The organism is Micromonospora sp. NPDC048905 (assembly GCF_040649655.1).
In the GTDB taxonomy this organism is placed as follows: domain Bacteria; phylum Actinomycetota; class Actinomycetes; order Mycobacteriales; family Micromonosporaceae; genus Micromonospora.
On record NZ_JBEZFV010000010.1, the window covers coordinates 1 to 24,854 of the forward strand.

Consider the following 24,854-nt stretch of genomic DNA (forward strand, 5'->3'; position numbering starts at 1 on the left):
CAGTCCGTCTGCCCGGGGGTCGGCCGGTGGTGGTGCTCGGCGTGCGGGGGATGTAACCGGGGCGGCCGGACGGATGTTCCCGGCCGGAGCCGCGCCTCGCGACCCTGACTGCTGCGGTGGGCCTGACTGCTGCGGTGGTCTGCCAGGTATAACGACCCCGCCCGGCCACCGATTCCGCCGCGAGGGTGACCCCGACCCCGGACACGGGTTGCGAAACCGGACGGCCACCTCACACCGGGACCCGCGGAACCGGACACCCCGCCCCGGGCACCCCAACCGGCGCACAGCACGATCCGCGCACGATCAGGGAAAGTGCTGCCTCAGGTCGCAGCGGGGCGGCAGTTCTCCCTGATGTTGCGCCGGTTGTGACCACGGTGGCGACACCGGACACCGCCTCCGACACACCCGGCGATGACACCCACCCCATGATCGTGCTCGATCCAGGAAACAGGCCCCTCACCGCGCGCAGGAGACCACTACAACCAGGATCCAGCACGATCAACCCGAGCACGATCAACCCGAGCCCGAGCCCGAGCCCGAGGACCCGGGCAGAGATGTCACCTCGCGGCGGACGTCCACCGGGAGGGGCGGGGTCGGTGGTCAGGCGCCGTCTGCGGACTTCGCGGCGTCGCCGGCCTGGGCGTGACGTTCCCGCAGGCGCTGCCGAATTTCCTCCGGGGTGTACGCGCGCCGACGCCGTTCGGCCCGCGCGATGACCACGCCGGAGGCCGCCACGCCAGCGAGGCCGGCCAGACCGAGGACCTTCCACCACCGCAATCCTTGCCGCATCGGCCTAGGCTAGTCCCTCATGAGCATCAGCCTGGATGAGGCCGTCGAGCTGACCCGTACCGGCGACGTGTGGGTGTTCCGGGGTCGCAGCGTGCCGGACCGGGCGATCCAGTCCATTACCAACAGCCCGGTCAACCACGTCGGGATGGCGGTCGTGCTGGACGACATGCCGCCGTTGATGTGGCACGCGGAGCTGGGCAGGTCGTTGCCGGATCTGTGGTCGGGCACCCACCAGCGCGGCGTCCAACTGCACGACCTGCGCGACGCGGTCTGCGTCTGGGCCAACCGGTACGGCCAACGGGCCTGGCTGCGGCAACTCGACCCGCCTGCCGACGGGGAGATGGAGCAGGCGGTGCTGCGGACGATCGCGCGGTTGGACGGCACGCCGTTCCCGTCGACGGCGCAGTTGGCGTGGCGCTGGGTGCGTGGTCGGGTGCCGTCGCTGCCGCGCCCCCGCCTGTCCGCGCTGGCGCTCCCCGGCCGGCCAGCATCTCGGCCAGCCCCGGCCACCGAGGACAACCCGGGCAGCCCGGCTCCCCAGGGCAACTCGGCCACCCACGCCACCTCGGCCTCCTCCGGCAACCCGACTGGCTCGGCCGGGGAGCGGGATCGGGCGCTGGAGACGGCGTACTGCGCCGAGGTGGTGGCGGTGACCTACGAGGCGATGGGGTTGCTGCCGGCGGGTCGGCGTCCGAACTGGTACGACCCGGGGCGGTTCTGGAGCGGTGACGACCTGGGGTTGGCCGCGGATGCCCGACTGGGTGCCGAAATCGAGGTGCGGGTGCCGCCGCGCTGACGTGTGACCTCGGGGGGCCTGGGCCGGGCGCGACCCACCGGGATCGTCGGTGGAGTCGAGCCGTTTTCCGTGGCCTGCCGGCCGGTTGGCGCGATCCGTACCCGCCGGGTTTCCGGTGGGTGCGGTGCTGGCTACGCTGTCGCGTCGGTGGGGACGAGGGGAGACCTGATGGCGGTGCGGCCGGACGGTGCGGCAGGGACACGAGCGGCGCGGGTGTTGGCATCGATGCCGTGGGTCGTGGTGCTGCTCGGTGTGTGTGCGCTGGTGGTGCTCCTGGTGATCGCGCTGCTGTCGTTCCGGACCAGGGAGCGGGACGTCGCGCCGCGGGCCGCACCCACGGTGTTCCTGCCGACCGTGCCGGCTGCCTCGTCGGCCACCGGTGGGCCAAGTTCGGCCGCGGTGGAGCGGCGCTCGGTGTCGCCGCGGCCGTCGCGCAGTGGTCGGACGCCGTCGCCGCGGGCCACCACCGTGACCAGTTCGCCGACTCCGGTGCGGGCGAGTGCTCCGGCGGCGCCGGTCGTGCCGGTCACGCCGACGAACGGCACGGTGGGTGCCCGGTACCAGGTCGGTGAGAACGGCTGGGACGGCGACGCCGCGGTGCTGTCGATCGTGAACGAGTCGGGTCGGTCGGTGGACTGGTCGGTGGAGTTGGCGTTCGACGACGACCTGTGGGCTCTGCGGGCCACTGACGACTCGGGTGTCTCGGTGCGGGGCCGGGGGAACGGCGAGTTCGTGGTGCGTGGCACGCGTTCGCTGGAGGCGGGTGACTCTCGGACGGTGCGGCTGCGGGTCGGCTGGGGTGAGTCGGCGCAGCGGCCGCTCCGGTGCACGATCAACGGGGTCGACTGCCGGCTCGGCTGAGCCGGGAGGGTGCCGCGGCGGGGCGTGTCGTTGGCGCTTCCGGCTCCGGCCGCCGATCGCTAGGCTGCCCGGACGGTGCGCTGAGGGAGGTACATGTCCGGAATGCGTCGTGCCCCGTGGCTGTCGCACGGTCGGGCCGCGATCGTGTCGTCGCCCTGGATCGTGGTGGGCGTTGGTGTCCTCGTGATGGTGGTCCTGCTCTTCATGGCCCTGGGCGCGTACCGGGGGCGTAGTCCCGCGCCGGACGGCGCGCCGGTGCCCCCGGTGGTGCCGCTGCCCACGGGGGTGGGGTTGCCGAGCGCTCCCGGCCCGGCGTCGTCGCCTCCGCCGGTGCGGCCGGGGTTGTCCGGGCGGGCGAGCGGGCTGCCGACGAGCGCGTCGGCGGGGTCGCCGTCGGTCGGCCCGTCTGTCGGCGCGACGGGGAGTGGGCCGGTGGTGACGCGGTCACCGAGTCGGGCTCCGCAGGGGCAGCCGGCGATGAGTGGGCGGTACCGGGTGGTGCAGAGCTTCGACGGGGGTTTCATCGGCGAGGTGTCGATGGTCAACCGGTCCTCGCAGAGTCGTGGGTGGACGGTCCGGTTGGAGTTCTCCGGTGGGCGGTTGGTGACCACCTGGGTGGAGGGCGTGCCACAGGGGACGCTTCGTCAGTCGGGCGACGGTTTCACCTACGTCAGTGGGGTGGACGTGCGGCCCGGCGGGTCGGTGTCGTTGCGGTTCCACCTGGAGCGGACCTCCAGCACCCCCCGTGAGTGCACTGTCGACGGGGTGCGCTGTAGCGGATTCTGAGCGGCGCTTCCGCAAGGATGCTGCTGTGTTACGACCATGTTTGCAAGGCATTGCAGAATGTTTCGGCAAGGGTTAGCGTGCGGCGCATCACGACCAGAGGAAGGCGTCGATGAGACCCACGCCGATACCGCGCACCGCCCTGCTGGCCCTCGTCCCCCTGCTCACCCTCACGCTCGTCGGCACTCCGGTCGCCGCGCATCCGGCCGCCGCCGCTGTCCGGTCGTCCGACGCCGCCGTGTTCGCCCCCACCGGCGCCGCGCAGTGGCGTGCCGAACCCACCGCCGAGGCGCTGCTCAAGGCGGGCGACAACCCGGCGCGCGCCGAGCAGTTCTACTTCGTCCTGCCGGACCGCTTCGCCAACGGTGACCCCCGCAACGACCCGGGCGGGCTGACCGGTGACCGGTTGCGGACCGGGCTCGACCCGACCGACAAGGGCTTCTACCACGGCGGTGACCTCAAGGGCGTCATCGACAGGTTGGACTACATCCAGGGGATGGGCACCACGGCCATCTGGCTCGCCCCGGTCTTCAAGAACCGGCCGGTGCAGGGTGCCGGCAACGACATCTCGGCCGGCTACCACGGCTACTGGATCACCGACTTCACCCAGGTGGACCCGCATTTCGGCACCAACGAGGAGATGAAGCGGCTGGTCACGCTCGCCCACCGGCGCGGCATCAAGATCTACCTCGATGTGATCGTCAACCACACCGCCGACGTCATCAAGTACGCCGAGGACACGTACGCGTACGTGGACAAGGCGACCTCGCCGTACACGGACGCGCAGGGGCGGGCGTTCGAGGATCGCCACTACGCGGACGGCAGCCGCGCGTTCCCGCCGGTCGACAAGGAGTCCTTCCCGTACACCCCGGTCCTTCCGGAGCCGGGTGACGCGAGCGTCAAGGTTCCGGCGTGGCTGAACGACGCGACCATGTACCACAACCGGGGGGACTCGACCTTCGCGGGCGAGAACAGCGAGTACGGCGACTTCTTCGGCCTCGACGACCTGTGGACCGAGCGGCCCGAGGTGGTCCGGGGGATGACCAAGGCGTACGGGGACTGGATTGGCGCGATCGGCGTCGACGGGTTCCGGCTGGACACCGTGAAGCACGTCAACATGGAGTTCTGGCCGCAGTTCAGCCAGGGCATCGAGCGGGCCGCCGAGAAGGCCGGCAAGAAGGACTTCTTCATGTTCGGTGAGGTGTACAGCGCCGACCCGGAGGTCAGTTCCCGCTACGTGCGGCAGGGTGGCCTGCCGGCGACTCTCGACTTCGCCTTCCAGGAGGCCGCGCGCGGCTACACCGCCGGCGCCGGCTCGGCGAAGGCGCTCGCCGACGTGTACGCCCGCGACGACCTCTACGCCGCCCGGGACACCGACGCGGGCCGGTCGCCCACCTTCCTCGGCAACCACGACATGGGCCGGATCGGGTCGTTCATCGCCGGCGGTGGCACCGACCCGGCCAGCCACCTGCGCCGCGACCAGCTCGCGCACCAGCTGATGTTCCTGACCCGGGGTCAACCGGTGATCTACTCCGGCGACGAGCAGGGCTTCACCGGACCCGGCGGGGACAAGGACGCCCGGCAGGACATGTTCGCGTCGAAGGTGCCCGACTACCTCGACGACGACCTGCTCGGCACCGACCGCACCCACGCCAGCGACCAGTTCGACACCGGCCACCCGCTGTACCGGACGATCGCCGAGCTGGGCCGGCTGCGCCAGGCGCACCCCGGGCTGCGCGACGGTGTGCAGGTCACCCGGTACGCCGCCGACGGCCCGGGCGTGTTCGCCGCGTCCCGGATCGCCCCCGCCGACCGGACCGAGTACGTGGTGGCGGTGAACAACGCCGACACCGCGCAGACTGTCACCGTGGACACCTGGTCGGCCGGCGCAACCTTCACCGGCATCTACGGCGGCAGCCAGACTGCCACGGCCGGCGCCGACGGCAAGCTGAGCCTGACCGTGCCGCCGCTGTCGGCGGTGGTGTACCGGGCCGGCACCCCCATCGCGCAGGCGGCCGGCAAGCCGACCGTCACCATCACCAGCCCGGCCCCGGACGCGCCGGTCGCCACCCGTGCCGCGGTCACCGCCCAGGTCACAGGTGACCCCCTCGCCACCGTCACCGTCGCCGCCCGGGTCGCGGGTGGGCGGTGGACGTTGCTGGGCAGCGCGGACCACGCGCCGTACACCGTGCAGCACGACCTGACCGGCCTGGCCGGCGGCACCCGGATCGAGTACAGGGCGGTGGTCCGCGACGGCCGGGGCCGCACCGCGACGGCCCGGTCCACCGCCACCGTGGGTACGCCCCCGCCCGGCGGTTCGCGGGACTGGGCGGTGGTGCACTACCAGCGCCCCGCGGGTGGGTACGACGACTGGGGGCTGTACGCCTGGGGTGACATCGACCCGGCGTACGTCACCGAGTGGCCCAGCGGGCAGCCGTTCGCGGGGGAGGACTCCTACGGGCGGTTCGCGTGGGTGAAACTCAAGCCGGGCGCGACGTCGGTGAACTTCCTGGTCGTCGACAAGGCTGGTACGAAGGACGTCGCCCAGGACCGCAGCATCGACGTCACCTCCACCGGGGAGATCTGGCTCAAACAGGGCGACCCGACGATCTACCCGACCCGGCAGGCAGCCACCGGTGAGCCGGACCCGCCGGTCGAGGAGGGCACCGCGGTGATCCACTACCGGCGGGCCGACAACACCTACGACGGCTGGGGCCTGCACGTGTGGGACGGCGCGGCCAACCCGACCGAGTGGTCGACGCCGCTGAAGCCCGTCCGGACCGACGCGTTCGGGGCGGTGTTCCAGGTGCCGCTGGCGGCCGGCGCGAGCGCGCTGAACTACATCATCCACAACGGTGACACCAAGGACCTGCCCGACGATCAGCGGCTCGACCTGGCCGGCGCGGGCCGGGAGGTGTGGCTGCTCGCCGCCACACCGGGCCGGTTGCTGCCGACGACGACGACCACCGCCAGCGGGGACACCGACATCGGCAAGCAGAAGGCACACTGGATCGACAGGTCCACCGTGGCGTGGCAGACGTCGCCGACCGACGGCAGGACGTACGCGCTCGTCGTCGCGCCCGAGGGCGGTATCGGCGTGGCCGACGGGGAGCTGACCGGGACGTACACGACGTTGCCGTTGCGGGCGCAGCGCAACGGGCTCACCGAGGCCCAGCGCACGAGGTTCCCGCACCTGTGGTCGTACCGCAGCTTCGCCCTGGACCGGGGCGACCTGGCCAAGGTCCCGGCGGCGTTGCGCGGGCAGGTGCTGGTGACCGAGCGCGACGCGGAGGGTGCCCTGCTCGCGGCGACCGGCGTGCAGATCCCCGGGGTGCTCGACGACGTGTACGCGCGGGCCGCCGACGCCACCCTCGGGCCGACGTTCGCGGGCCGGACGCCGAGCGTCGCGCTGTGGGCGCCGACCGCGCGGACGGTGGCGTTGCAGCTGTTCGACTCGCCCACCGCCGCGCCGAGGACCGTGCCGATGCGGCGCGACGACCGCACCGGTGTGTGGTCGGCGCGCGGCGACCAGAGCTGGGTCGGGAAGTACTACCGGTACCAGGTGCGGGCGTGGCAGCCCGCCGCGCAGAAGATGGTCACCGCGGCGGTGACCGACCCGTACTCGGTGGCCCTCGCCGCGGACTCCACGCACAGCCAGCTGGTCGACCTGAACGACCCGGCGCTGGCCCCGGCGGGCTGGCGGACGCTGCGCAAACCGGCTCCGGTGCCCCCGGCGAAGGCGCAGATCACCGAGCTGTCGGTGCGGGACTTCTCCATCGCCGACGAGACCGTGCCGGCCGAGCGGCGGGGGACGTTCCTCGCCTTCACCGACCCGAAGACCGCCGGCATGACCCACCTGAAGGCCCTCGGTGACGCCGGTGTCAGCCACCTGCACCTGCTGCCGGCGTTCGACTTCGCGACGATCCCGGAGCGGCGGGCCGACCAGCGTCAACCGGCCTGCGACCTGGCCGCGCTCCCGCCGGACTCCGCCGAACAGCAGAAGTGCGTGGCGGCGGTCGCCGACACCGACGGCTACAACTGGGGGTACGACCCGCTGCACTACACCGTGCCCGAGGGCGGCTACGCCGTCGACCCGGCCGGGGCGGCGCGGACCACCGAGTTCCGGCGGATGGTCGCCGGGGCGAACGACGCCGGGCTGCGGGTCGTCATGGACGTGGTCTACAACCACACGGCCGCGGCCGGCACCGACCCGAAGTCGGTGCTCGACCAGATCGTGCCCGGCTACTACCACCGGTTGCTGGAGGACGGCACGGTCGCCAACTCCACCTGCTGCGCCAACACCGCTCCCGAGCACGCCATGATGGGCAAGCTGGTCGTGGACTCGCTCGTCACCTGGGCGCGGCAGTACAAGGTGGACGGCTTCCGGTTCGACCTGATGGGTCACCACCCGAAGGCGAACATCCTGTCCGTCCGCGCGGCGCTGGACCGGCTGACCGTCGCCCGCGACGGCGTGGACGGCCGGTCGATCCTGCTCTACGGCGAGGGCTGGAACTTCGGCGAGGTCGCCAACGACGCCCGGTTCGTCCAGGCCACCCAGGCCAACATGGCCGGCACCGGCATCGGCACCTTCAACGACCGGCTGCGCGACGCGGTGCGCGGCGGCGGGCCGTTCGACACCAACCCACGGGTGCAGGGCTTCGCGTCCGGGCTCTACACCGACCCGAACGGCGACACGGTCAACGGGTCACCGGCCGAGCAGAAGGCCCGCCTGCTGCACGCCCACGACCTGATCAAGGTGGGGCTGACCGGCAACCTGCGCGGCTACCGGTTCACCGACACCGCCGGGCGGCAGGTCACCGGGGAGCAGGTGGACTACAACGGCTCCCCGGCCGGCTACACCGCCGCGCCGGGGGAGGCCGTCACCTACGTCGACGCGCACGACAACGAGATCCTGTACGACGCGCTGGCGTACAAGCTGCCGCAGGCCACCTCGGCGGCGGACCGCTCCCGGATGCAGGTGCTGGCCCTGGGCAGCGTGGTGCTGGGGCAGGGCACCGGGTTCGTCACCGCCGGCACCGAGCGGCTGCGGTCGAAGTCGCTGGACCGCAACTCGTTCAACTCCGGTGACTGGTTCAACCAGATCCGCTGGGGTTGTGAACGGGGCAACGGGTTCGGCGCCGGTCTGCCGCCCTCGCCCGACAACGAGGACAAGTGGTCGTACGCGTTGCCGCTCCTGGCGGACCCGGCGCTGGTGCCGGACTGCGCGGCGATCAACACCACGAACGCCCGGTACGCCGAGTTGCTGCGCATCCGGGCGTCGTCGCCGGTGTTCGGGCTGGCCACCGCCGAGCAGGTGCAGCGGCGGGTGGCGTTCCCGCTGTCCGGGGAGCAGGAGACGCCGGGCGTGCTGACCATGACGCTGGACGCCCGGGGGCTGGGCGGGGCGTGGCAGTCGGTGACTGTCGTCTTCAACGGCACCCCGGAGACGGCGACGCAGACGGTGGCCGACCTGCGCGGTGCGGATGTGGCGCTGCACCCGGTGCTCGTCGACTCGGCCGATCCGGTGCTGCGTACCGCCTCGTTCGACCGGGCGGCCGGCACGTTCAGCGTCCCGGCGCGCAGCGTGGCGGTGTTCGTCCAGAGGTAGTGAACGTGAACCGGCCCCCTTCCGCGTGGCGCGGAAGGGGGCCGGTGCGTTGTGCTGGCGCTACCTCTTCGATCAGGCGAAGCAGTTCTCGATGCTGCCGCCCGGGATGGCCAGGCAGTTCGTCGGACGGTTCGCGGTGATGGCGGACTTGTCGTCCACGTTCACCTCTCCGAAGAAGCTGAAGACACCGCCCGGCTCGAAGGTGGAGAAGTTGTGGGCGACCTTCGTCTTCGACAGGTTGACCTCGCCGAAGATGTTGAAGATGCCGCCGCCGACCCCGATCGGACCCACGGCCCGGTTGCCGACGACCTCGCTGTCGCGCAGCGTGGTGACGCTGCCAGCGTTGAAGAGCCCGCCGCCGAAGAAGCCGGCGGTGTTGTCCTTGACGGCGCTCTTCTCGAACGTGACCGCGCTGTCGAAGGCGATGGCCACACCACCACCGACACCGGCGGTGCTGTTCTTCTCGATCACGACGTGGTGCAGGTTGAGCTGGCTGTCCGCCGCCGCGAGGCCGCCACCGGCGAGGACCGCGGTGTTCGAGGCGAACTTCGTCTCGTACGCCGTGGTGTTGCCCTCGATGTCGAGGTAGCCGCCGCCGAAGCCGAGCGTCTCGTTGTCGGTGATCTCGGCCTTCTTGAGCTCGACGGTCCCACCGTTGACGTCGTCGGTGAAGATCTCCGCGGCGCCGTTGGAGATACCGCCACCACCGATGACGGCGGTGTTGTCGGTGATCTTCGACTCCTCGACCTTGAGCAGGCCGGCGTTGAAGACACCGCCACCGAAGAAGAAGGCGGTGTTACGGGTGACGGTGCTGTGCCAGATCTTCGTGGTGCCGAAGTTGGCCACACCGCCGCCGTTGCCGCCGGACTGGTTCAGGACGACCTCGGACTCCAGGATCTCGGCGGTGCCGCCCGGCTGGACCAGGATGCCGGCGCCGTCGTTCTCCTCCGGCTCCTCGACGAGCGGCGTGACGACGCCCGGCGTGACCTTCTTGGTGACCTTCGGCGCGGCCTTCAGGCCTGCCTTCGGGTTGGCCTGTCGGGTGCTGAGCGCCTGGGCCAACGGGGTGCCCGCCTTCACCTGCGCGGCGAGCGCCTCGGAGTCCGAGTAGGCCGCCCAGACCGCGGCCGGCTCGACGCCGTTCTCCAGCTCGAGGGTCTGGCCACCCTTGATGGTCAGGCCCTTGATGGTGAGGTGACCACCGGCGCCGACGTTGAGGATGCGGAAGTAGTCGGCCGTGGCTTCCCGGGAGATCGTGGTGTGCTCACCCTTGAGGGTGATGTGCTCCGTGATCACCGGAAGGCCGTTGCCCTCGTAGTCGTTGCGGGTCAGGTTGTAGGTGCAGCCCTTGGCCAGCTCCAGCACACCGCCGTGCTTGTTGTTGGCGAACACGATGGCCTGAATCAGCTTGTCGGTGTCGCAGGGCACCTCCTTCCCGCGCTCGTGGTCCTTGTCCCGGTCCTTGTCCTTGTCCTTGTCCCGGTCCTTGTTCCGGTCCTCGTCCTTGTCCCAGTCGCGCGCCTCGTCACCCCGCTGGTCGCCGTCCTTGCTGACCTGCGCGGTGTTCCAGTTCAGGCCGACCGCTCCGGCGCTGCCCGCGACGCCAACCGCCGCGAGACTGATCACGCCCGTCAAACCGGCCACGCCACTGGCGAGCCAGAGCTTGCGGCGGCGCTTGGCCGTCGCCCGCCCGGAGGCTTCGTTGTTCGTTAGGTAGTTGGACATCGGAGCTCTCTGCCCTCTCCTCGTACCAGACAGGGTCGCCGCCGTCAGACGGGTGTCCCCTGCTACAAATCGGTTGTAGCTCCCAAAACCACCGTATGAGAAGGTTCCTCGCCTCGCGGGCTTATCCGAGAGAACCCCACATTCGGTTCATGTTGCGTCGGGAAGGGCCGGGACACCCCGCCGGACCCACTGCCGCCCAGGACGGCCGTAGAACCCTCTTGACCTGCCAAAACGGGTACGCCCCTCCGAGCCGGTGACGGCACGGAGGGGCGTACCTCTCTATGTGGTTCAGCCCCACCCGATCAGGCGAAGCAGTCCGAAACGTTGAAGCAGTTGGTCGGGCGGTTGGCGGTGACCGCGGACTCGTCATCAAGCGTCACGGTGCCGCCGAAGCTGTTGAAGATGCCCCCCGGCTCAAGGGTGGAGAAGTTGTGCGCCACAGTCGTCCGGTGGAGTCTGACCTCGCTCCCGTCGGCGTTGACGATGCCGCCGCCGCGGGCGATCGGACCGACGGCCCGGTTGCCCACCACTTCGCTGTCGCGCAGCGTGGTGACGCCGTCGTCGTTGTAGAGGCCGGCGCCCCACAAGATCGAGGTGTTGTCCTTGATCCTGCTGCTCTCGATCGTCGCGACGCTGTCGGAGCTCACGAACAGGCCGCCACCCTCGCGAGCGGTGCTGTTCCTGACCACCGTGGCGTCCTTGAGGGTGAGCTGGCTGTCCGCCACCGCGATGCCACCACCCTCGAGCGCCGCGGTGTTGTCACCGACCGTCGTCTGGTGCAGCGTCGTGGTGCCCTCGACATCCAGCACGCCGCCGCCGAAGCCGAGCGTCTCGTTGTCGGTGACCTCGCTCTTGTAGACCCAGACCGAACCGCCCACAACACCCTCGCTGCGGATCGCCGGCGCGCCGTTGGAGATGCCACCGCCACCGATGATCGCGGTGTTGTCCTTGATCTTCGACTCGTCGACCTGGAGTACGCCGGCGTTGAAGATGCCGCCGCCGGCGAAGAAGGCGGTGTTGTGCGCGACCGTCGTCTTGCTGAGCCTGGTGCTGCCGAAGTTGGCCAGCCCACCGCCGTTGCTACCGGACTGGTTGTAGAGCAACTCGCTGTCCAGGATCTCGGCCCGACCACCGGGTTGCACCAGCACCCCGGCACCGTCGGTGAACCCGGGCTCCTCGACCAGCGGCGTCACCGCCGACCCGGCCGGCGCCGGCTTCGCCAGCACGGGCATGGCCGGTGCGGCCTGGACGGCCGTTGTTGCCGCTGCCGTGGCCGGTCCGGCCTTGGTTGCTGATGCCGCCTTGGCCGCGGGTGCCTCGGCGGGTGCCGCCTTGGCCGCGGGTGCCTCGGCGGGTGCTGCCTTGGCGGCCGTTGTCGCGGCGGGCTTCGCTGCCGCCTTGGCCGCTGTTGTTGCGGCGGGCTTGGCTGGTGCCGCCTTGGCGGCTGGTGCCGCCTTGGCCGCTGGTGCGGCGGCCTTGGCGGGTGCTGCCTTGGTCGCCGGTGCTGCCTTCGTCGCCGGTGCCGGTGCGGGCTTCGCTGCCGTGCCGGTGGCGGTGGAGCGGGTCAGCGCCGAGTACGGCGCCCAGACCGCCGCCGGGTCGGCGGTTATCGGGGACTGCAGGGTCTGGCCGCCCCTGATGCTCAGGCCCTTGAGGGTGAGACGCCCGCCGGGGCCGACGTTGAGGATGCGGAATTCGTCGGCGGTGGCCTCCCGGCCGATGGTGGTGTGCTCGCCCTTCAGGGTGATGTTCTCGGTGATCACCGGAAGGCCGTTGCCGTCCTGGTTACGGGTCAGCGTGTAGGTGCAGCCCTTGGCCAGATCCAACACGCCGCCGTCCTCGTTGTTGGCGAAGGTGATCGCCTGGATCAGCTTGTCGGTGTCGCACGGGACCTGCCTGCCGCGGTCCTTCTCGTCGCGCTTGTCGTCCTGGCGCTTGTCGCCTTGGCGCTTGTCGTCGCCGGACCGGTCGTCGAAGCCGCTCCAGTCGTCGCCGCCCCACTCGTGGTCCTGAGCGTCGGTTTCCTTGGCGCCGTTCTCGTCCGCGCCGCCAGCGTCGCTGACGTTCTGCCGGTTGGTCGACGGCTGCGCGTCGGACACCTGGTCGGATTTGGGCTTGTCATCCCGGGCGGCCACACCGCCGAGGGCCGCCAGGCCGACCACGCCGGTCAACCCGGCAACGCCGGCGACCCACAGCGCCCGCCGTCGTCGTGTCGGCGGAGCTGTCGAGGCCCCGCCGTCGGTACTCGTTACGTCGTTGGACATCAGAGCCTTCCGCCCTCTCCTGCTACCAGACGGGATCGCACCGCCCGAGGCGCCACGACCAGCTACAAATGGGTTGCAGCCTCTGATCCCCACCGTATGAGAACCATCTTCGCGACGCGGACTTATCCGAGATAACCCCGCATTTGGCGCAGGCCGGATGAGGCCGGGCAGGCGGTCCGGGCCGGTGAAAAGGGCGTGAGCAGCGCAAAGGCGGCTCTGACGGGCGAATGTCACCGCCATCGCGGGACAGGCAACGCCCACCGATCCACGTGCCGCCCACCGACCCACGGGCCGCCCGCCGCCCACGCCGCAGGCGGTGCCCAAGGGCGTGATCCACTCGGGTTTCAGTACAGGGCGGTGTTCGTGCGGTCTGGATGGGGCGGTTTCCGTGAAGCCGAGTGGATCACGGGAGTGGTCGGCCGCCACGGGTGCGGGCTGCCGCTGCCCGGGCGGCGCAGCACGGTGCTTGGCCGAGCCGGAGGTCTTGTCAACACCGGCGCACCGGCGCTGGGCCGGGCCGGAGGTCTTGTCAACACCGGCGCACCGGCGCTGGGCCGGAGCTCGTCGACAACAGCGCACCGGCGTCGCCGGGCCGGTGGTCGGCTGGCGGCGGCGCCGGTGCGGTGGTCGGGCGGCGGGGCTGGTGCGACGGTCAGCCGGGCAGGCGGGGGCCGGCCTCACGCTGCTCGGCCAGCCAGGTCTCCACCTCGTCGGAGGTGCGGGGCAGCCCGGCCGACAGGTTCACCGCGCCGGACGCGGTGACCAGTACGTCGTCCTCGATCCGGATGCCCACGCCGCGCAGCTCGGCGGGGACCAGCTCGTCCTCCGGCTGGAAGTACAGGCCGGGCTCGACGGTGAGCACGTAGCCCTCGCCCAGCGCGCCGTCGCGGTAGGTCTCCTTGCGGGCGTTGGAGCAGTCGTGCACGTCGATGCCGAGCATGTGGCCGAAGCCGTGCAGCGTCCACCGCCGGTAGACGGTCGACTTCTCGTCCATCGCCTCGTCCACGCTCACCGGCAGCAGGCCCAGTTCGGACAGGCCCTCGGCGAGCACCCGCATGCAGGTCAGGTGGACGTCCTTGAACGTCACTCCGGGGCGGATGGCGTCGATGCCGGCCTGCTGCGAGGCGTACACGATGTCGTAGACCTGGCGTTGCAGCGCGGTGAACCGGCCGTTGACCGGCAGGACCCGGGTGACGTCGGCGGTGTAGAGGTTGCGGCCCTCGACGCCCATGTCCATCAGCAGCAGGTCACCCGGTCGGGTGGCGCCGTGGTTGTGCACCCAGTGCAGGATCGTGGCGTGCTCGCCGGCGCCGACGATCGAGCTGTACCCGACGTCGTTGCCGTCGTGCCGGGCCCGCAGCGCGAAGACACCCTCCAGGAGCCGCTCGGACACCGCGCGGTCGGCCGGGAGGATCCGGGCCACGTCCTCGAAGCCGCGGACGGTGGCGTCGATCGCGTCCTGGAGTTGGCCGATCTCCCACTCGTCCTTGACCAGCTTCATCTCCGAGATGGCGATCGCCAGCTCCCGGTCGCGGGCCGGCTGGCCCTCGGCGCGCGGGCCGTCGTAGGCGCGGACGGCCGCGTCCACCTGGGCGTCGAAACCGCGCAACACCCGGGTACGCCCCGGCGCCAGGTCGGCGAGGGTCGCCTCCAGGCCGGTCAGGTCGGCGGTGGGCAGGCCCAGCTCGGTCGACTTCTCGCTGAGCGTGTGCCGCCGGCCCACCCACAGCTCGCCGTTGCGGCTGCGGAAGAACTCGTCGGTCTCCCGGGACGATCGGGGCCGCATGTACAGCGTCGCGTCGTGCCCGGAGCCGTTGGGGCGCAGCACCAGCACGCTGTCGGCGTCGTGGTCGCCGGTCAGGTAGGCGAAGTCACTGCCCGGCCGGAACGGGTAGTCGGTGTCGTTGGCCCGGACCTTCTCGGTGCCGGTGGGGATGACGAGCGTCTCGCCGGGGAAGGCCGCCGAGAGCGCGGCGCGCCGCTTGGCGTAGTTCGGCGTCTCCGGCCGGGGCGACACGGGGAGCGCGGTGTCGCGCCAGCCCTGCCGCATGAAGGACAGGAACGCCTCCGGGAAGTCCGGATCGTGCGATTCCGTGCCGTCCGTCGGCGTACCGTCGGTTTGTCCCTCGGTCATTGCGCCGCTCCCTCCGCCTCGTTGCTGATCCCGACGGTACCGCGCGCCCCGGTTCGCGCTGACGCCCCCGGGAGTCGGGTGGATCGACGGACGGCTGCAAGGGCCGACAGCGCGCGTGGAAAGATGGCCACCATGTGCGGACTTCTGGCCTTCTTCAGCGCGAACGGCAACGCCGCAGCGCATCGCGACCACATCGCCGGAGCGTTGGAATGCCTGCACCACCGCGGCCCCGACGAGACCGGGGTCGAGGTGGTCGGCGACGCTTCCGGCCGGTACGCGGACGGCGTGTTCGCCCACAAGCGGTTGGCCATCATCGACGTCGCGTCGAGCCACGAGCCGCTGCCCTACGCGAACGGCCGTTACCTGCTCACCTTCAACGGTGAGATCTACAACTACATCGAGCTGCGCGAGGAGTTGATCAGGAACTTCGGCGCGCAGTTCGCCACCGCCGGTGATGGCGAGGTGATCGTCGCCGGCTACCACTTCTGGGGCGAGCAGGTGCTCACCCGGCTGCGGGGCATGTTCGCCTTCGTCATCTGGGACCGGCAGGAGCGGCGCGCGTTCGGTGCCCGCGACTACTTCGGCATCAAGCCGATGCACTACCTGGAGACCGCCGACGGCCTCTACCTGGCGTCGGAGAAGAAGGCGCTGCTGCCGTTCGCGCACAGCAACTACCAGGGTGACGCGGGCGTCGACACGGCCAACCTGAGCCACTACCTGACCCTTCAGTACGTCCCGGAGCCCGGCACCCTGCACAAGGGCATCAGCCGGATCGGCTCGGGGGAGTACCTGAACTGGACCCCGGGTGGGCGCATCGACGTACGGCGGTGGTATCGGCCGGTGTTCCGGCCGGCGCCGGTTGACGACGAGCAGAAGCTGTACCACGAGATCCGGGAGACGCTGCGGGAGAGCGTGCGCATGCACATGCGCTCCGACGTGCCGGTCGGCTCGTTCCTGTCCAGTGGCATCGACTCGACCGCGGTGGTGGCGCTGGCCCGGGAGTTCAACCCGAACATCCTCACCTTCACCGTCGGCTACGACGTCCCGGGTTACTCCGAGATCGACGTCGCCCAGGAGTCGGCGCGGCACCTGGACGTCACGACGATCCCCACCAAGATCGGTCCGCAGGACATGATCGACGCGCTGCCGAAGATCGTCTGGCACCTGGACGACCCGGTGGCCGACCCGGCGCTGGTGCCGCTCTACTTCGTGGCCAAGAAGGCCGCCGAGCACGTCACCGTGGTGCTCTCCGGCGAGGGCGCGGACGAGTTCTTCGGCGGCTACACGATCTACCGGGAGCCGCTGTCGCTGGGCACCGTCAACGGCCTGCCCGGCGGGGTGCAGAAGGGTCTGCGCGCGGTCTCCAAGGCGATCCCGCAGGGCGTCAAGGGCAAGAGCTTCCTGGAGCGGGGCACCACCCCGATCGAGGAGCGCTACTACGGCAACGCGCGGATGTTCACCGAGGAGGAGAAGCAGCACCTGATGCGCCGCTACGACCCCTCGGTGCGCTACACCGACGTCACCGCCCCGATCTACGCCGAGTGCACCGAGCTGGACGACGTCACCAAGATGCAGTACGTCGACCTCTACACCTGGCTGCGCGGCGACATCCTGGTCAAGGCCGACCGGATCTCGATGTCGCACTCGCTGGAGGTGCGGGTGCCGTTCCTCGACCGCGAGGTGTTCGACGTCGCGGCGAAGATCCCGGTGGACCTGAAGCTGCCGCCGCGCTCCGACGCCACCAAGTACGCGATGCGTCAGGCGTTGCAGGGTGTCGTGCCGCCGGCCATCGTCAACCGCAAGAAGCTGGGCTTCCCGACCCCCACCCGGGTCTGGCTGCGCGGCGAGATGTACGAGTGGGCCCGGCACGTGCTCAGCACCTCGGGCGCGGGTGACCTGCTCGACCTGTCGTACGCGCTGCGGCTGCTCGACGAGCACAAGCGGGAGGAGGCCGACCACTCCCGCAAGGTGTGGACGGTGCTGATCTTCTGCATCTGGCACGCGATCTTCGTGGCCAAGACCCTCGACCCGGGCATCCAGCGCAACCAGTCCGCCCTGCTCACGAAGCCGGTGGTCGGTTCCATGGTCCGCTGACACCCACAACGACCAAGAGGTTTGCGTCACCGGAACGACTCCGGATGACGCAAACCTCTTGATCGTTTCAGGGGGTGGCGGCTACTTGCGGGCGCAGGTGACCGTCGGGAGTCCGTTCGTTCCTGTGCTGCTGGCCAGGAAGCCGAACGTGGTGGTGCCCTCCGGTGCGACTGTGCCGTTGTAATTGACGTTCGTCGCCGTCACCGACGAGCCGGACGACGTCTGGGTGGCGCCCCAGATCTGACTGATCGCCTGCCCGTTCGGCCAGGTCCAACTCGCGGTCCAGCCATTGAACGGCGTACTGCCGTGGTTCATGATCGTGACCTCGCCCTGGAATCCGCCCTGCCAGGCGCTGCTCACCTTGTAGACCGCCATGCAGTCACCGCCCGGCGGTGGCGTGGTCGGGTTCGGCGGCGGGGTCGTCGGGTCCGGCGGCGGCGTGGTGGGGTTGGGCGGCGGGGTGGTCGGGTCCGGCGGCGGGGTCGTCGGGTCGGGCGACGGCGAACCGGTACCCGGACCCACCCCGGTCACCTGACCGTTGCCGCCGTCGAAGGTCACGTCGGAGCAACCGAAGAAGTTCTCCTGCGAGTCCGAGCGCACCCAGCGGGAGTAGATGATGTGCCGGCCACTCTTACCCGACGGCAGGTTGCCGCTGAAGTAGTAGTGCCCGTCGTTGGTGCCGACCGCGCCGCGCTGCGGCGGGTTGGTCACCGTGAGGAACGGCTGCTCCAGGTCGCTCCAGGCCAGGGCCCGGGTCGGGCTCCAGCTGTCCTTGGTCACGTAGAAGTAGAACGTGCCCGGGTGGTGCGCCCAGTTGCTGTACTTGAAGTCCAGCCGCGACCCGGCGGTCAGGTGGGTCAGGGGCCAGTCGGTGCGGGGCAGGTCGTAGCCGCGGAAACCGGTGGCGCCGCCGCTGCACAGCTGCCCGTCCGGGATGAAGCCGGTGGTGCGGCCGCCAGCGTCGGAACGCAGCACACTGAACCAGTTGTAGAGCGAGTTCGCCCCGCTCTGCGCCACCGCGGCGGAGCACGCGGGGTTGTTCGGCCGGATCTCACCGGTCTGGCTTTTGCCGTCCTGCCAGCACAGGTAGGTGCGGCTGCCCGGGGTCATCGCCGCGCCGTGCGCGGCGGCCGGCTGGGGACTGGACGCCAGGGCGACAGCGCCCAGCGCGAGGGTCATGGCCGCGGTGAGCAACGCGGCCGTACGGGAACGGTTCACGGGTTCTCCTGACTCGCGAGGCGCGCCGCCCGAGCCGCCCCGCCGCGAACGGACGGGACGTGGCCTGCTCGCCCCGCTGAAATGAGCGGTGCGACGATCACGGCGACGTGCCCCGGCGAAGCCCAGCCGGTGGACGCGTGCCATCAACGGTCCTGTCAGGGACCGGCGCCCTCGCGTGTGTCGAACCCGGCAACCGGTGGCGCGGCAGCCCTCGCACCGCCCGGTACACGTCATCCCATCACGCCACGCCACGCCAGCGCAATAGCTGTCCCTCGATGGATGAGTTGACCCACCGGCCGCCGTTCAACGCCATATCCTGCGGACGGGGACGACGGAGGCGGAGAGGTGGCGGCCGGTGCCGGACGTGTTCGACGAGGTGCACCGCCGGTGCCGCGCCGGTGAGCCGGTCGCGCTGGCCACCGTCGTGGCCACCTGGCACTCCGCACCGCAACCGCCCGGCGCGGCGATGGCGGTGGCGACCGACGGCACGGTCACCGGCAGCGTCTCCGGCGGCTGCGTCGAGGCGGACCTCTACGAACGGTCCTGCCGGGTCTTGGACACCGGCGCCGCCGAGCTGATCCGGTACGGCATCAGCGACGACGACGCGTACTCCGTGGGTCTGACCTGCGGTGGCATCCTCGACGTGTTCGTGGAGCGCGTCGAGGCCAGCGCCCTGCCGGGGCTGGCGGCGGTCGCCGCCGCCCGCCGAGACGGCCAACCGGCGGCGGTGGTCACCTGCGTGGCCGCCGACGCCGGCGATCCACCGGGCGCGGCGCCGACCGATCCGGCTCGACGGTTGGGCCGGCGACTGGTGCTGACCGGCCAGCAGTCGATCGGGTCGCTGGGTGACGACCGGCTCGACGACGCCGCCCGCGTCGACGCCCTCGGGCTGCTCGCCGCCGGGCACAGCGGGGTGCTCCGGTACGGCTACCACGGGCAGCGGCGCGGCAGCGGCATCAGCCTCTTCGTGACCGCGTACGCCACCCCGCCTCGGATGATCGTCTTCGGGGCGATCGACTTCGCCGCCGCGGTGGCCCGGATCGGCGCGTTCCTCGGCTACCGGGTCACCGTCTGCGACGCCCGAGGAGTCTTCACCACCGCCCGGCGCTTCCCCGAGGCCGACGAGGTGGTGGTGCAGTGGCCGCACCGCTACCTGCGAACGGAATTGGACGCGGGCCGGACCGACGGGCGGACCGTGGTGTGTGTCCTCACCCACGATCCGAAGTTCGACGTGCCGGTGCTGGAACTGGCGTTGCGCCACCGGTTGGCGTACGTCGGCGCGATGGGTTCGCGGCGCACCCACGACGAGCGGCACAAACTGCTGCGCGAGGCGGGGCTCGGCGCGGAGCAGCTCGCCCGGCTCGCCTCGCCGATCGGGTTGGACCTCGGTGGTCGTACCCCGGAGGAGACCGCGGTGAGTGTGGCCGCGCAGATCGTCGCGGCCCGCTGGGGTGGCACCGGTCGCCCCCTCGCGGCGCTCGACGGGCCGGTCCACCGGCCCGGGTAGCCCGTGCACCGCTTCGGTGCCCGCCGAGCGGCGCGCTGTGCCAGCCTGGGGGCACGGCGATCGGCTCGGCGTGCGGCGGCCGGTGGTTGGTGACGACGAGAGGATCGGCATGGGGTACGCGGTGGTACTCGGCGAGGCACTCGTCGACCTGCTCGACACCGAGCGCGACGGGGAGCGGGTCTACCGGCAGGCGATCGGCGGCGGGCCGCTCAACGTGGCCGTCGGGGTGGCCCGCCTCGGCGGTGCGGCACAGTTCGTCGGGTCCCTCGGCGACGACGTGCTGGGCGGCCGGATCCGCGCCTTCCTCACCGCGGCCGACGTCGGGGTGGCCGGTGCGGTGACGGTGCCGGCGCCGACCACGCTCGCGGTGGTCACCTACGCCGGGCCGGAACCCGACTTCCGTTTCTACGGCGAACCGGCGTCCTACGGCCTGCTCGGCCCCGACGACCTGGATCTCGCGCTGGTGGAGGGCGCCGACGTGCTCTCCTGCGGCTCGATCGCGCTGCTCCAGCCCGGCCCGCTGGCCGCCGCCCGGCGCGCCTGGTCGCTTGCCACGGGTCTGCGGGTCTTCGACCCGAACGTGCGCCCCCGGGTGCTGACCGGGCCGGAGGCGCTGGACGGGCTCCGCCAGGTGGTGGCCGAATTCGCCCCCGGCGCGCACCTGGTCAAGCTGAGCTCCGCCGACGCTGGGCTGCTCTACCCCGGTGAACCGGTCGAGGGGGTGGCCGCGTACCTGCGCGAGCTGGGGGCCGCCACGGTGGTGGTGACGCTCGGCGCGGCCGGCGCGGTGCTGGCCGCCGCCGACGCCGACCCGGTCCGGGTGCCGGCCCCGAAGGTCGACGCGGTCGACGCCACCGGCGCCGGCGACTCGGTGCTGGCCGCGCTGATCGCCGACCTGCTCAACGACGGCGAACCGGACTCCCCGGCCGGGTGGGTCGAGCGGGTCGCGTTCGCGCTGCGGGTGGCGGGCCTGGTTTGCGAGCGCCCGGGTGGCGCCACCGCCATGCCCACCCGCGCCGACGTCGACCGCCGCTTCCCGGGTTAGGCCTCGCCGTCCAGTTCGCGGTAGCCGCGGCGGGCGGCGACCAGGGCGGCGCGGGCGCCGAAGGGAGCCTCCGCGGCCACCCTCTCGGGCGGCGCGCTGCCGGTGTGCGCGGCCCGGATCAGCCAGGCCAACCGCACCAGGTCGGCATGTTGGGCGCGGACGAACTCGACGTCCACCGGGTCGCCGTGACCCGGCACCACCACCGTGCGCGCGGTGGTCAGCCGCAGCAGGTCCGCGACCGCGTCCGGCCACCGCAGGGGGTACGCGTCCTCGAAGGCGGGCGGCCCGCTCTGCTCCACCAGGTCCCCGGCGACGAGCACGTCGGCGTCCGGCACGTGCACCACCAGATCCGCGTCGGTGTGCCCCCGCCCCGGGTGGCGCAGCAGCACCCGCCGGCCACCCAGATCGAGCGACGTCTCGGTGTGCACGGTGTGCGTGGGGGCGAGCAGCGGGGTGTCGGCCAGCTCGGCGGCGAGCTCGGGATGCTCCTCGCGCAGCTCCGCGTACGCCTCCCGGCGCAGCCCCTCCGGGTCCGTGCGCAGCGCCGTGGCGGCCAGCTCGTGCGCGTACACCGGGCGGGGCGGGTCGCCGGCCAGGATGGCGTTGCCGAAACAGTGGTCGTAGTGGTGGTGGGTGTTGACGAGCGTCAACGGGCGGTCGGTGATCGCCCGGACGGCCGCGGCCAGGTCGGTGGCCTGCGCGGCCGACGAGAGCGTGTCCACCAGCAGCGCCTCGTCGTCCCCGACGACGAGTGTGACGTTGACCCGCAGCAGTGGTTCGCGAAGCACGTGCACCCGGTCGGCGACCTCGACGAACCCGGTGGTCACGACGAACGCCCGGCGCGTTCGACGAAGCGTTGCCGGTCCACCAGGATCCGGTCCACCCGACCCCGGGCCACCGTCTGGTCACCGTCGCTGACCGTGACCTCGAACGACAGCCGGCGACCGTCGACGGTTGCCAGCAGCGCCTGCGCGCGGACCGTCCGGCCGACCACGGTCGGCGCCAGGTGCTCCAACTCGACCCGGGTGCCCACGGTCGTCGACCCGGGCGGCATCCCGGTCGTCGTCGCCGCGACGGTGGCCGCCTCGGCCAGCGCCAGCACCCGGGGAGTGCCCAGCACCGGTACGTCCCCGGAACCGACCGCCTGGGCGGTGTCCGCGTCGGTGACGGTCAACTCGACCTGGGCGGTCAGACCCGGCGTGAAGGCCGGCTCGGGCTGCTCCTGCATGGTCGTCAGCCTAGGTGTTCGCCGGACACGGTGAGCACGCGCCCGGCGATCCGGGCGCACCCACCCGCGACGAGCACCGGGTGGTCCCCGTCGGTCGATGCCGTACCCGTCGTTAACCTTGACGACGATGGCCGTCGTGACTGACCCCCAGCCCCCCGCCCGGACCGACCCGCCCGCGTCCCCGGACGGGGGTCGTCGGCGCGTCGTCGCGATGACCGTCTGGGCGGTCGCCTTCGTCGCCGCGTGGCTGGCCATCGGCCTGCCCACCGACCCGACGTACGCCTTCGTCTGGATCTGGCTCGCGACCATCGCCTGGAACAGCGACCGGCCCTGGCGCAGCCACCTGCGCTTCGCCCGGGACTGGGTGCCGGTGGTGCTGCTGTTCGTGATCTACAACCTCTCGCGCGGGTTCGCCGACAACGGGGCCACGCCGCACGCGATGGAGCTGATCGTCGCCGACCGGTTCATGTTCGGCTGGGCCACCGGCGGGGAGGTGCCCACCGTCTGGTTGCAGCAGCACCTCTACCACCCGCAGGTGCACTGGTGGGACGTCGCCGCGAGCTGGGTGTACTTCTCGCACTTCGTGGTGGCGCTGACCGCCGCCGCGGTGCTCTGGCTGCGCGACCGGCACCGCTGGGCGGCGTACATGCGGCGCTGGGGTTTCCTCTGCGCCGCCGGCCTGGTGACCTACTTCATCTACCCGGCCGCCCCGCCCTGGTGGGCGGCGCAGAACGGCCTGCTCACCGAGGTCGCCCGGATCTCGACCCGGGGCTGGAAGGCGTTCGGCATGCACGGCGCCGGCAACGTGCTCAACGCCGGCCAGATCGCCTCCAACCCGGTCGCCGCGATGCCGTCGCTGCACACCGCGTGGGCGTTGTTCGTGGTGCTGTTCTTCCTGACCGCCACCCGCCGTCGCTGGTGGCCGCTGCTGCTCGCGTACCCGCTGGCGATGACCTTCACCCTGGTCTACTCGGGTGAGCACTACGTGATCGACGTGCTGGTCGGCTGGGCGTACGTGGGGCTGACGTTCCTGGTGGTCGGTCTGGCGGAGCGTGGTTGGGCAGCGTGGCGCGTCCGCCACCCGCGCGCCAGGTCGGCCACGGAACCCCCACCGAATCCCGCCGACCCCCCGCCCGGCGAGGCCCCCACCCCCCGACAACCAGACACCACCACAACCCACCCCGCAATCCCCGCCGACCACTGACCCCCACCCCGGCCCCCCGCCACCGGGGGCGGCGCCGGCGGGTCAGGGTTGGGTGCGGGCTTGGTGGGCTCTTTCGGTCAGGTCCGCAGCCAGGGACCAGGCCTCTGCCAGGTCGCGGTCCTGGGCGGTGGCGCCGGAGCCGCCCGCGGTGTCCGCGTGCACGGTGGCCAACCCGAGACGGCGCTGGATGGGCCCCTGGACCACTCGCACGCTCTGGATCCGGGCGTACGGCACGATCACCAGCTGCCGGGTGAGCCGCCCGGACCGGGTGGCGAAGACCCGCTCGAACAGCCCCGCGCCGAAGGCGGCACGGCCCAGTGGGTGCAGCCAACGGGTCCGGCGCGGAGGTGGGCTCAGCGGGAGCGAGTCGAGGCGTACCCCGGGAAGCACCTCGGCGACGATCATCGTCGCCGTCGGCAGGTCGCCGACCGGCAGCAGCCGGTCGGGCCGGCTGCGGTCGTCGGCCTCCGCGACGGAGTAACCGGCCACCTCCAGCCGCAGCCGCAGCCAGCCCTTCATCCGCCAGAGCAGCGGCCAGGTGGCCCGCACGGTCTGCACCCGCTCCAGCGGCACGGTCTGCGCCCGCGTCTCCAGCAGACCGTTGTGCACCCGCAGCGTGGCGCCGTCGCGGGCCAGCCGGAAGTTCCAGTCGTCGAGGACCCGGCGGATCGGTTGCAGCAGCACACCCGCCATCGCGGTCAGGGTGCTCGCCACCGCCACGAACGACCACGACCCGGCGGTGAGGAACTGCACCACGACGAAGGCCACACCGAACGGGAGCAGGAACGCCTGCGGGGTGAGCAGTTGGCTGACCAGCAGGTTCTGGTTGCGTACCGCGTGCAGTGGCCGGCCGGGCGCGGCCGCCGGTGGCGCCGTCGCACCCGGGGCCACCGGGGCGGTCGCGTCGCCGGGCGCGGGTAGCTGCGCCACCCGCCCGGCCAGCGCCAGCAGACGCTCGCGCAGCAGGGCGGCGTCGGTCACCCCGAGGTACGCCAGTGGCGCCTCGGTCTTGCCTCCGCCGACGACCTCCAGGCGCAGCTCGGCCAGGCCGGTGAGCTGGGCGAGCAGCGGCCGGACCACCTCCACGGCCTGCAACCGTTCCAACGGGATGGCCCGGGTACGCCGCCAGAGCAGCCCCTCGTACACCCGAAGTTCCCGGCCGACGACGTGGTAGCCGGTGTTGTACCAGCTGATCACCGACAGCACTGTCGCGCCGAGCGCCAGCACCGCCACCATCGCGGCGAACCAGCCGAAGCCGACCCGGGACAGCGTCGACCAGGACAGCCCGGCGATCACCACGACGAGGGACTTGGCGCCGTGCAGCACCGGGCTGAGCGGGTGCAGTCGCTGCCGGGGTTCGCCCTCGCCGCCGCCGGGTGGTGCCGGCCACGGTTCGGGCGCGCCGAACGGGTCGGCGGGAGCCGCGTCGGTGCCTGGCACGCCAGTGGCTGCCGGGCCAGTGGGCAGCACCGGCCCGGGTGGCGTCGGGCCAGCGGGCAGCACCGGCCCGGGTGGCGTCGGGCCAGCGGGTGGCGAGGCGCTCGGCCCGTCGCTCATCGCAGCGACCCTCGGCGGGGACGGTGGTTGCCCGCGCGGGC

The 24,854-nt window shown here is 71.7% G+C and carries 16 protein-coding genes; 8 read left to right on the top strand and 8 right to left on the bottom strand.

All coding sequences use genetic code 11. The annotated features are described in order from the left end of the window. Window positions 1–600 precede the first annotated feature (600 nt). The gene (locus AB0C01_RS24510) at window positions 601–789 is read right to left on the bottom strand and encodes a hypothetical protein (RefSeq protein WP_357248815.1); all 189 of its coding nucleotides are present in this window, start codon (window positions 787–789) and stop codon (window positions 601–603) included. A 19-nt stretch (window positions 790–808) separates the two neighbouring features. On the opposite strand from AB0C01_RS24510, the gene AB0C01_RS24515 reads away from it, so the two are divergent. From AB0C01_RS24515 to pulA, 4 genes are all read left to right on the top strand, one after another. Continuing rightward, window positions 809–1,585 (top strand): hypothetical protein, encoded by a 777-nt coding sequence (locus tag AB0C01_RS24515; protein ID WP_357572201.1) that lies wholly within the window; start codon window positions 809–811, stop codon window positions 1,583–1,585. Window positions 1,586–1,810: 225 nt separating this feature from the next. Next, window positions 1,811–2,446, top strand: coding sequence for a hypothetical protein (locus AB0C01_RS24520; protein ID WP_357572202.1), 636 nt, complete (start codon window positions 1,811–1,813; stop codon window positions 2,444–2,446). Window positions 2,447–2,539: 93 nt separating this feature from the next. Further along, window positions 2,540–3,232, top strand: a complete 693-nt coding sequence (locus AB0C01_RS24525) for a cellulose binding domain-containing protein (protein ID WP_357248712.1) — start codon at window positions 2,540–2,542, stop codon at window positions 3,230–3,232. Between the two features lie 109 nt (window positions 3,233–3,341). Next, window positions 3,342–8,837: a pullulanase-type alpha-1,6-glucosidase gene (gene pulA / locus AB0C01_RS24530; RefSeq protein ID WP_357572203.1), complete on the top strand. Its 5,496-nt coding sequence runs from the start codon at window positions 3,342–3,344 to the stop codon at window positions 8,835–8,837. 72 nt (window positions 8,838–8,909) lie between these two features. Here pulA and AB0C01_RS24535 read toward each other — a convergent pair whose 3' ends face one another. The 3 genes from AB0C01_RS24535 to AB0C01_RS24545 form a co-directional block, all read right to left on the bottom strand. Next, window positions 8,910–10,562, bottom strand: a complete 1,653-nt coding sequence (locus AB0C01_RS24535; protein WP_357248706.1) for a hypothetical protein — start codon at window positions 10,560–10,562, stop codon at window positions 8,910–8,912. A gap of 302 nt (window positions 10,563–10,864) precedes the next feature. After that, window positions 10,865–13,066 (bottom strand): hypothetical protein, encoded by a 2,202-nt coding sequence (locus AB0C01_RS24540; protein WP_357572204.1) that lies wholly within the window; start codon window positions 13,064–13,066, stop codon window positions 10,865–10,867. A gap of 412 nt (window positions 13,067–13,478) precedes the next feature. Next, window positions 13,479–14,960 carry an aminopeptidase P family protein gene (locus tag AB0C01_RS24545; RefSeq protein ID WP_357248700.1) on the bottom strand — a complete coding sequence of 494 codons (1,482 nt, stop codon included), beginning with the start codon at window positions 14,958–14,960 and terminating at the stop codon, window positions 13,479–13,481. 132 nt (window positions 14,961–15,092) lie between these two features. On the opposite strand from AB0C01_RS24545, the gene asnB reads away from it, so the two are divergent. Further along, window positions 15,093–17,054, top strand: coding sequence for an asparagine synthase (glutamine-hydrolyzing) (asnB, locus tag AB0C01_RS24550; RefSeq protein ID WP_088951893.1), 1,962 nt, complete (start codon window positions 15,093–15,095; stop codon window positions 17,052–17,054). 81 nt (window positions 17,055–17,135) lie between these two features. Here asnB and AB0C01_RS24555 read toward each other — a convergent pair whose 3' ends face one another. Continuing rightward, the gene (locus AB0C01_RS24555; protein WP_357248812.1) at window positions 17,136–18,233 is read right to left on the bottom strand and encodes a lytic polysaccharide monooxygenase; all 1,098 of its coding nucleotides are present in this window, start codon (window positions 18,231–18,233) and stop codon (window positions 17,136–17,138) included. Between the two features lie 394 nt (window positions 18,234–18,627). Between AB0C01_RS24555 and AB0C01_RS24560 the strand changes: the two genes are divergently transcribed. Together AB0C01_RS24560 and AB0C01_RS24565 are read left to right on the top strand one after the other, a co-directional pair. Further along, entirely contained in the window at window positions 18,628–19,779 is a 1,152-nt protein-coding gene (locus AB0C01_RS24560; RefSeq protein ID WP_357572205.1) for an XdhC/CoxI family protein, read from the top strand. Window positions 19,780–19,888: 109 nt separating this feature from the next. Then, complete coding sequence (locus AB0C01_RS24565) at window positions 19,889–20,824, top strand: PfkB family carbohydrate kinase (protein ID WP_357572206.1); 936 nt, start codon at window positions 19,889–19,891, stop codon at window positions 20,822–20,824. On the opposite strand, the gene AB0C01_RS24570 is transcribed toward AB0C01_RS24565, so the two are convergent. Next, complete coding sequence (locus AB0C01_RS24570) at window positions 20,821–21,651, bottom strand: MBL fold metallo-hydrolase (RefSeq protein WP_357572207.1); 831 nt, start codon at window positions 21,649–21,651, stop codon at window positions 20,821–20,823. The genes AB0C01_RS24565 and AB0C01_RS24570 overlap by 4 nt on opposite strands. Continuing rightward, on the bottom strand, window positions 21,648–22,052 hold the full coding sequence (locus AB0C01_RS24575) for a hotdog domain-containing protein (RefSeq protein WP_357248688.1): 405 nt from the start codon (window positions 22,050–22,052) through the stop codon (window positions 21,648–21,650). The genes AB0C01_RS24570 and AB0C01_RS24575 overlap by 4 nt, the downstream gene beginning before the upstream one ends. Before the next feature lie 127 nt (window positions 22,053–22,179). On the opposite strand from AB0C01_RS24575, the gene AB0C01_RS24580 reads away from it, so the two are divergent. Next, on the top strand, window positions 22,180–23,256 hold the full coding sequence (locus AB0C01_RS24580) for a phosphatase PAP2 family protein (protein ID WP_357248685.1): 1,077 nt from the start codon (window positions 22,180–22,182) through the stop codon (window positions 23,254–23,256). 42 nt (window positions 23,257–23,298) lie between these two features. Here AB0C01_RS24580 and AB0C01_RS24585 read toward each other — a convergent pair whose 3' ends face one another. After that, complete coding sequence (locus AB0C01_RS24585; protein WP_357572208.1) at window positions 23,299–24,813, bottom strand: PH domain-containing protein; 1,515 nt, start codon at window positions 24,811–24,813, stop codon at window positions 23,299–23,301. Window positions 24,814–24,854 lie beyond the last annotated feature (41 nt).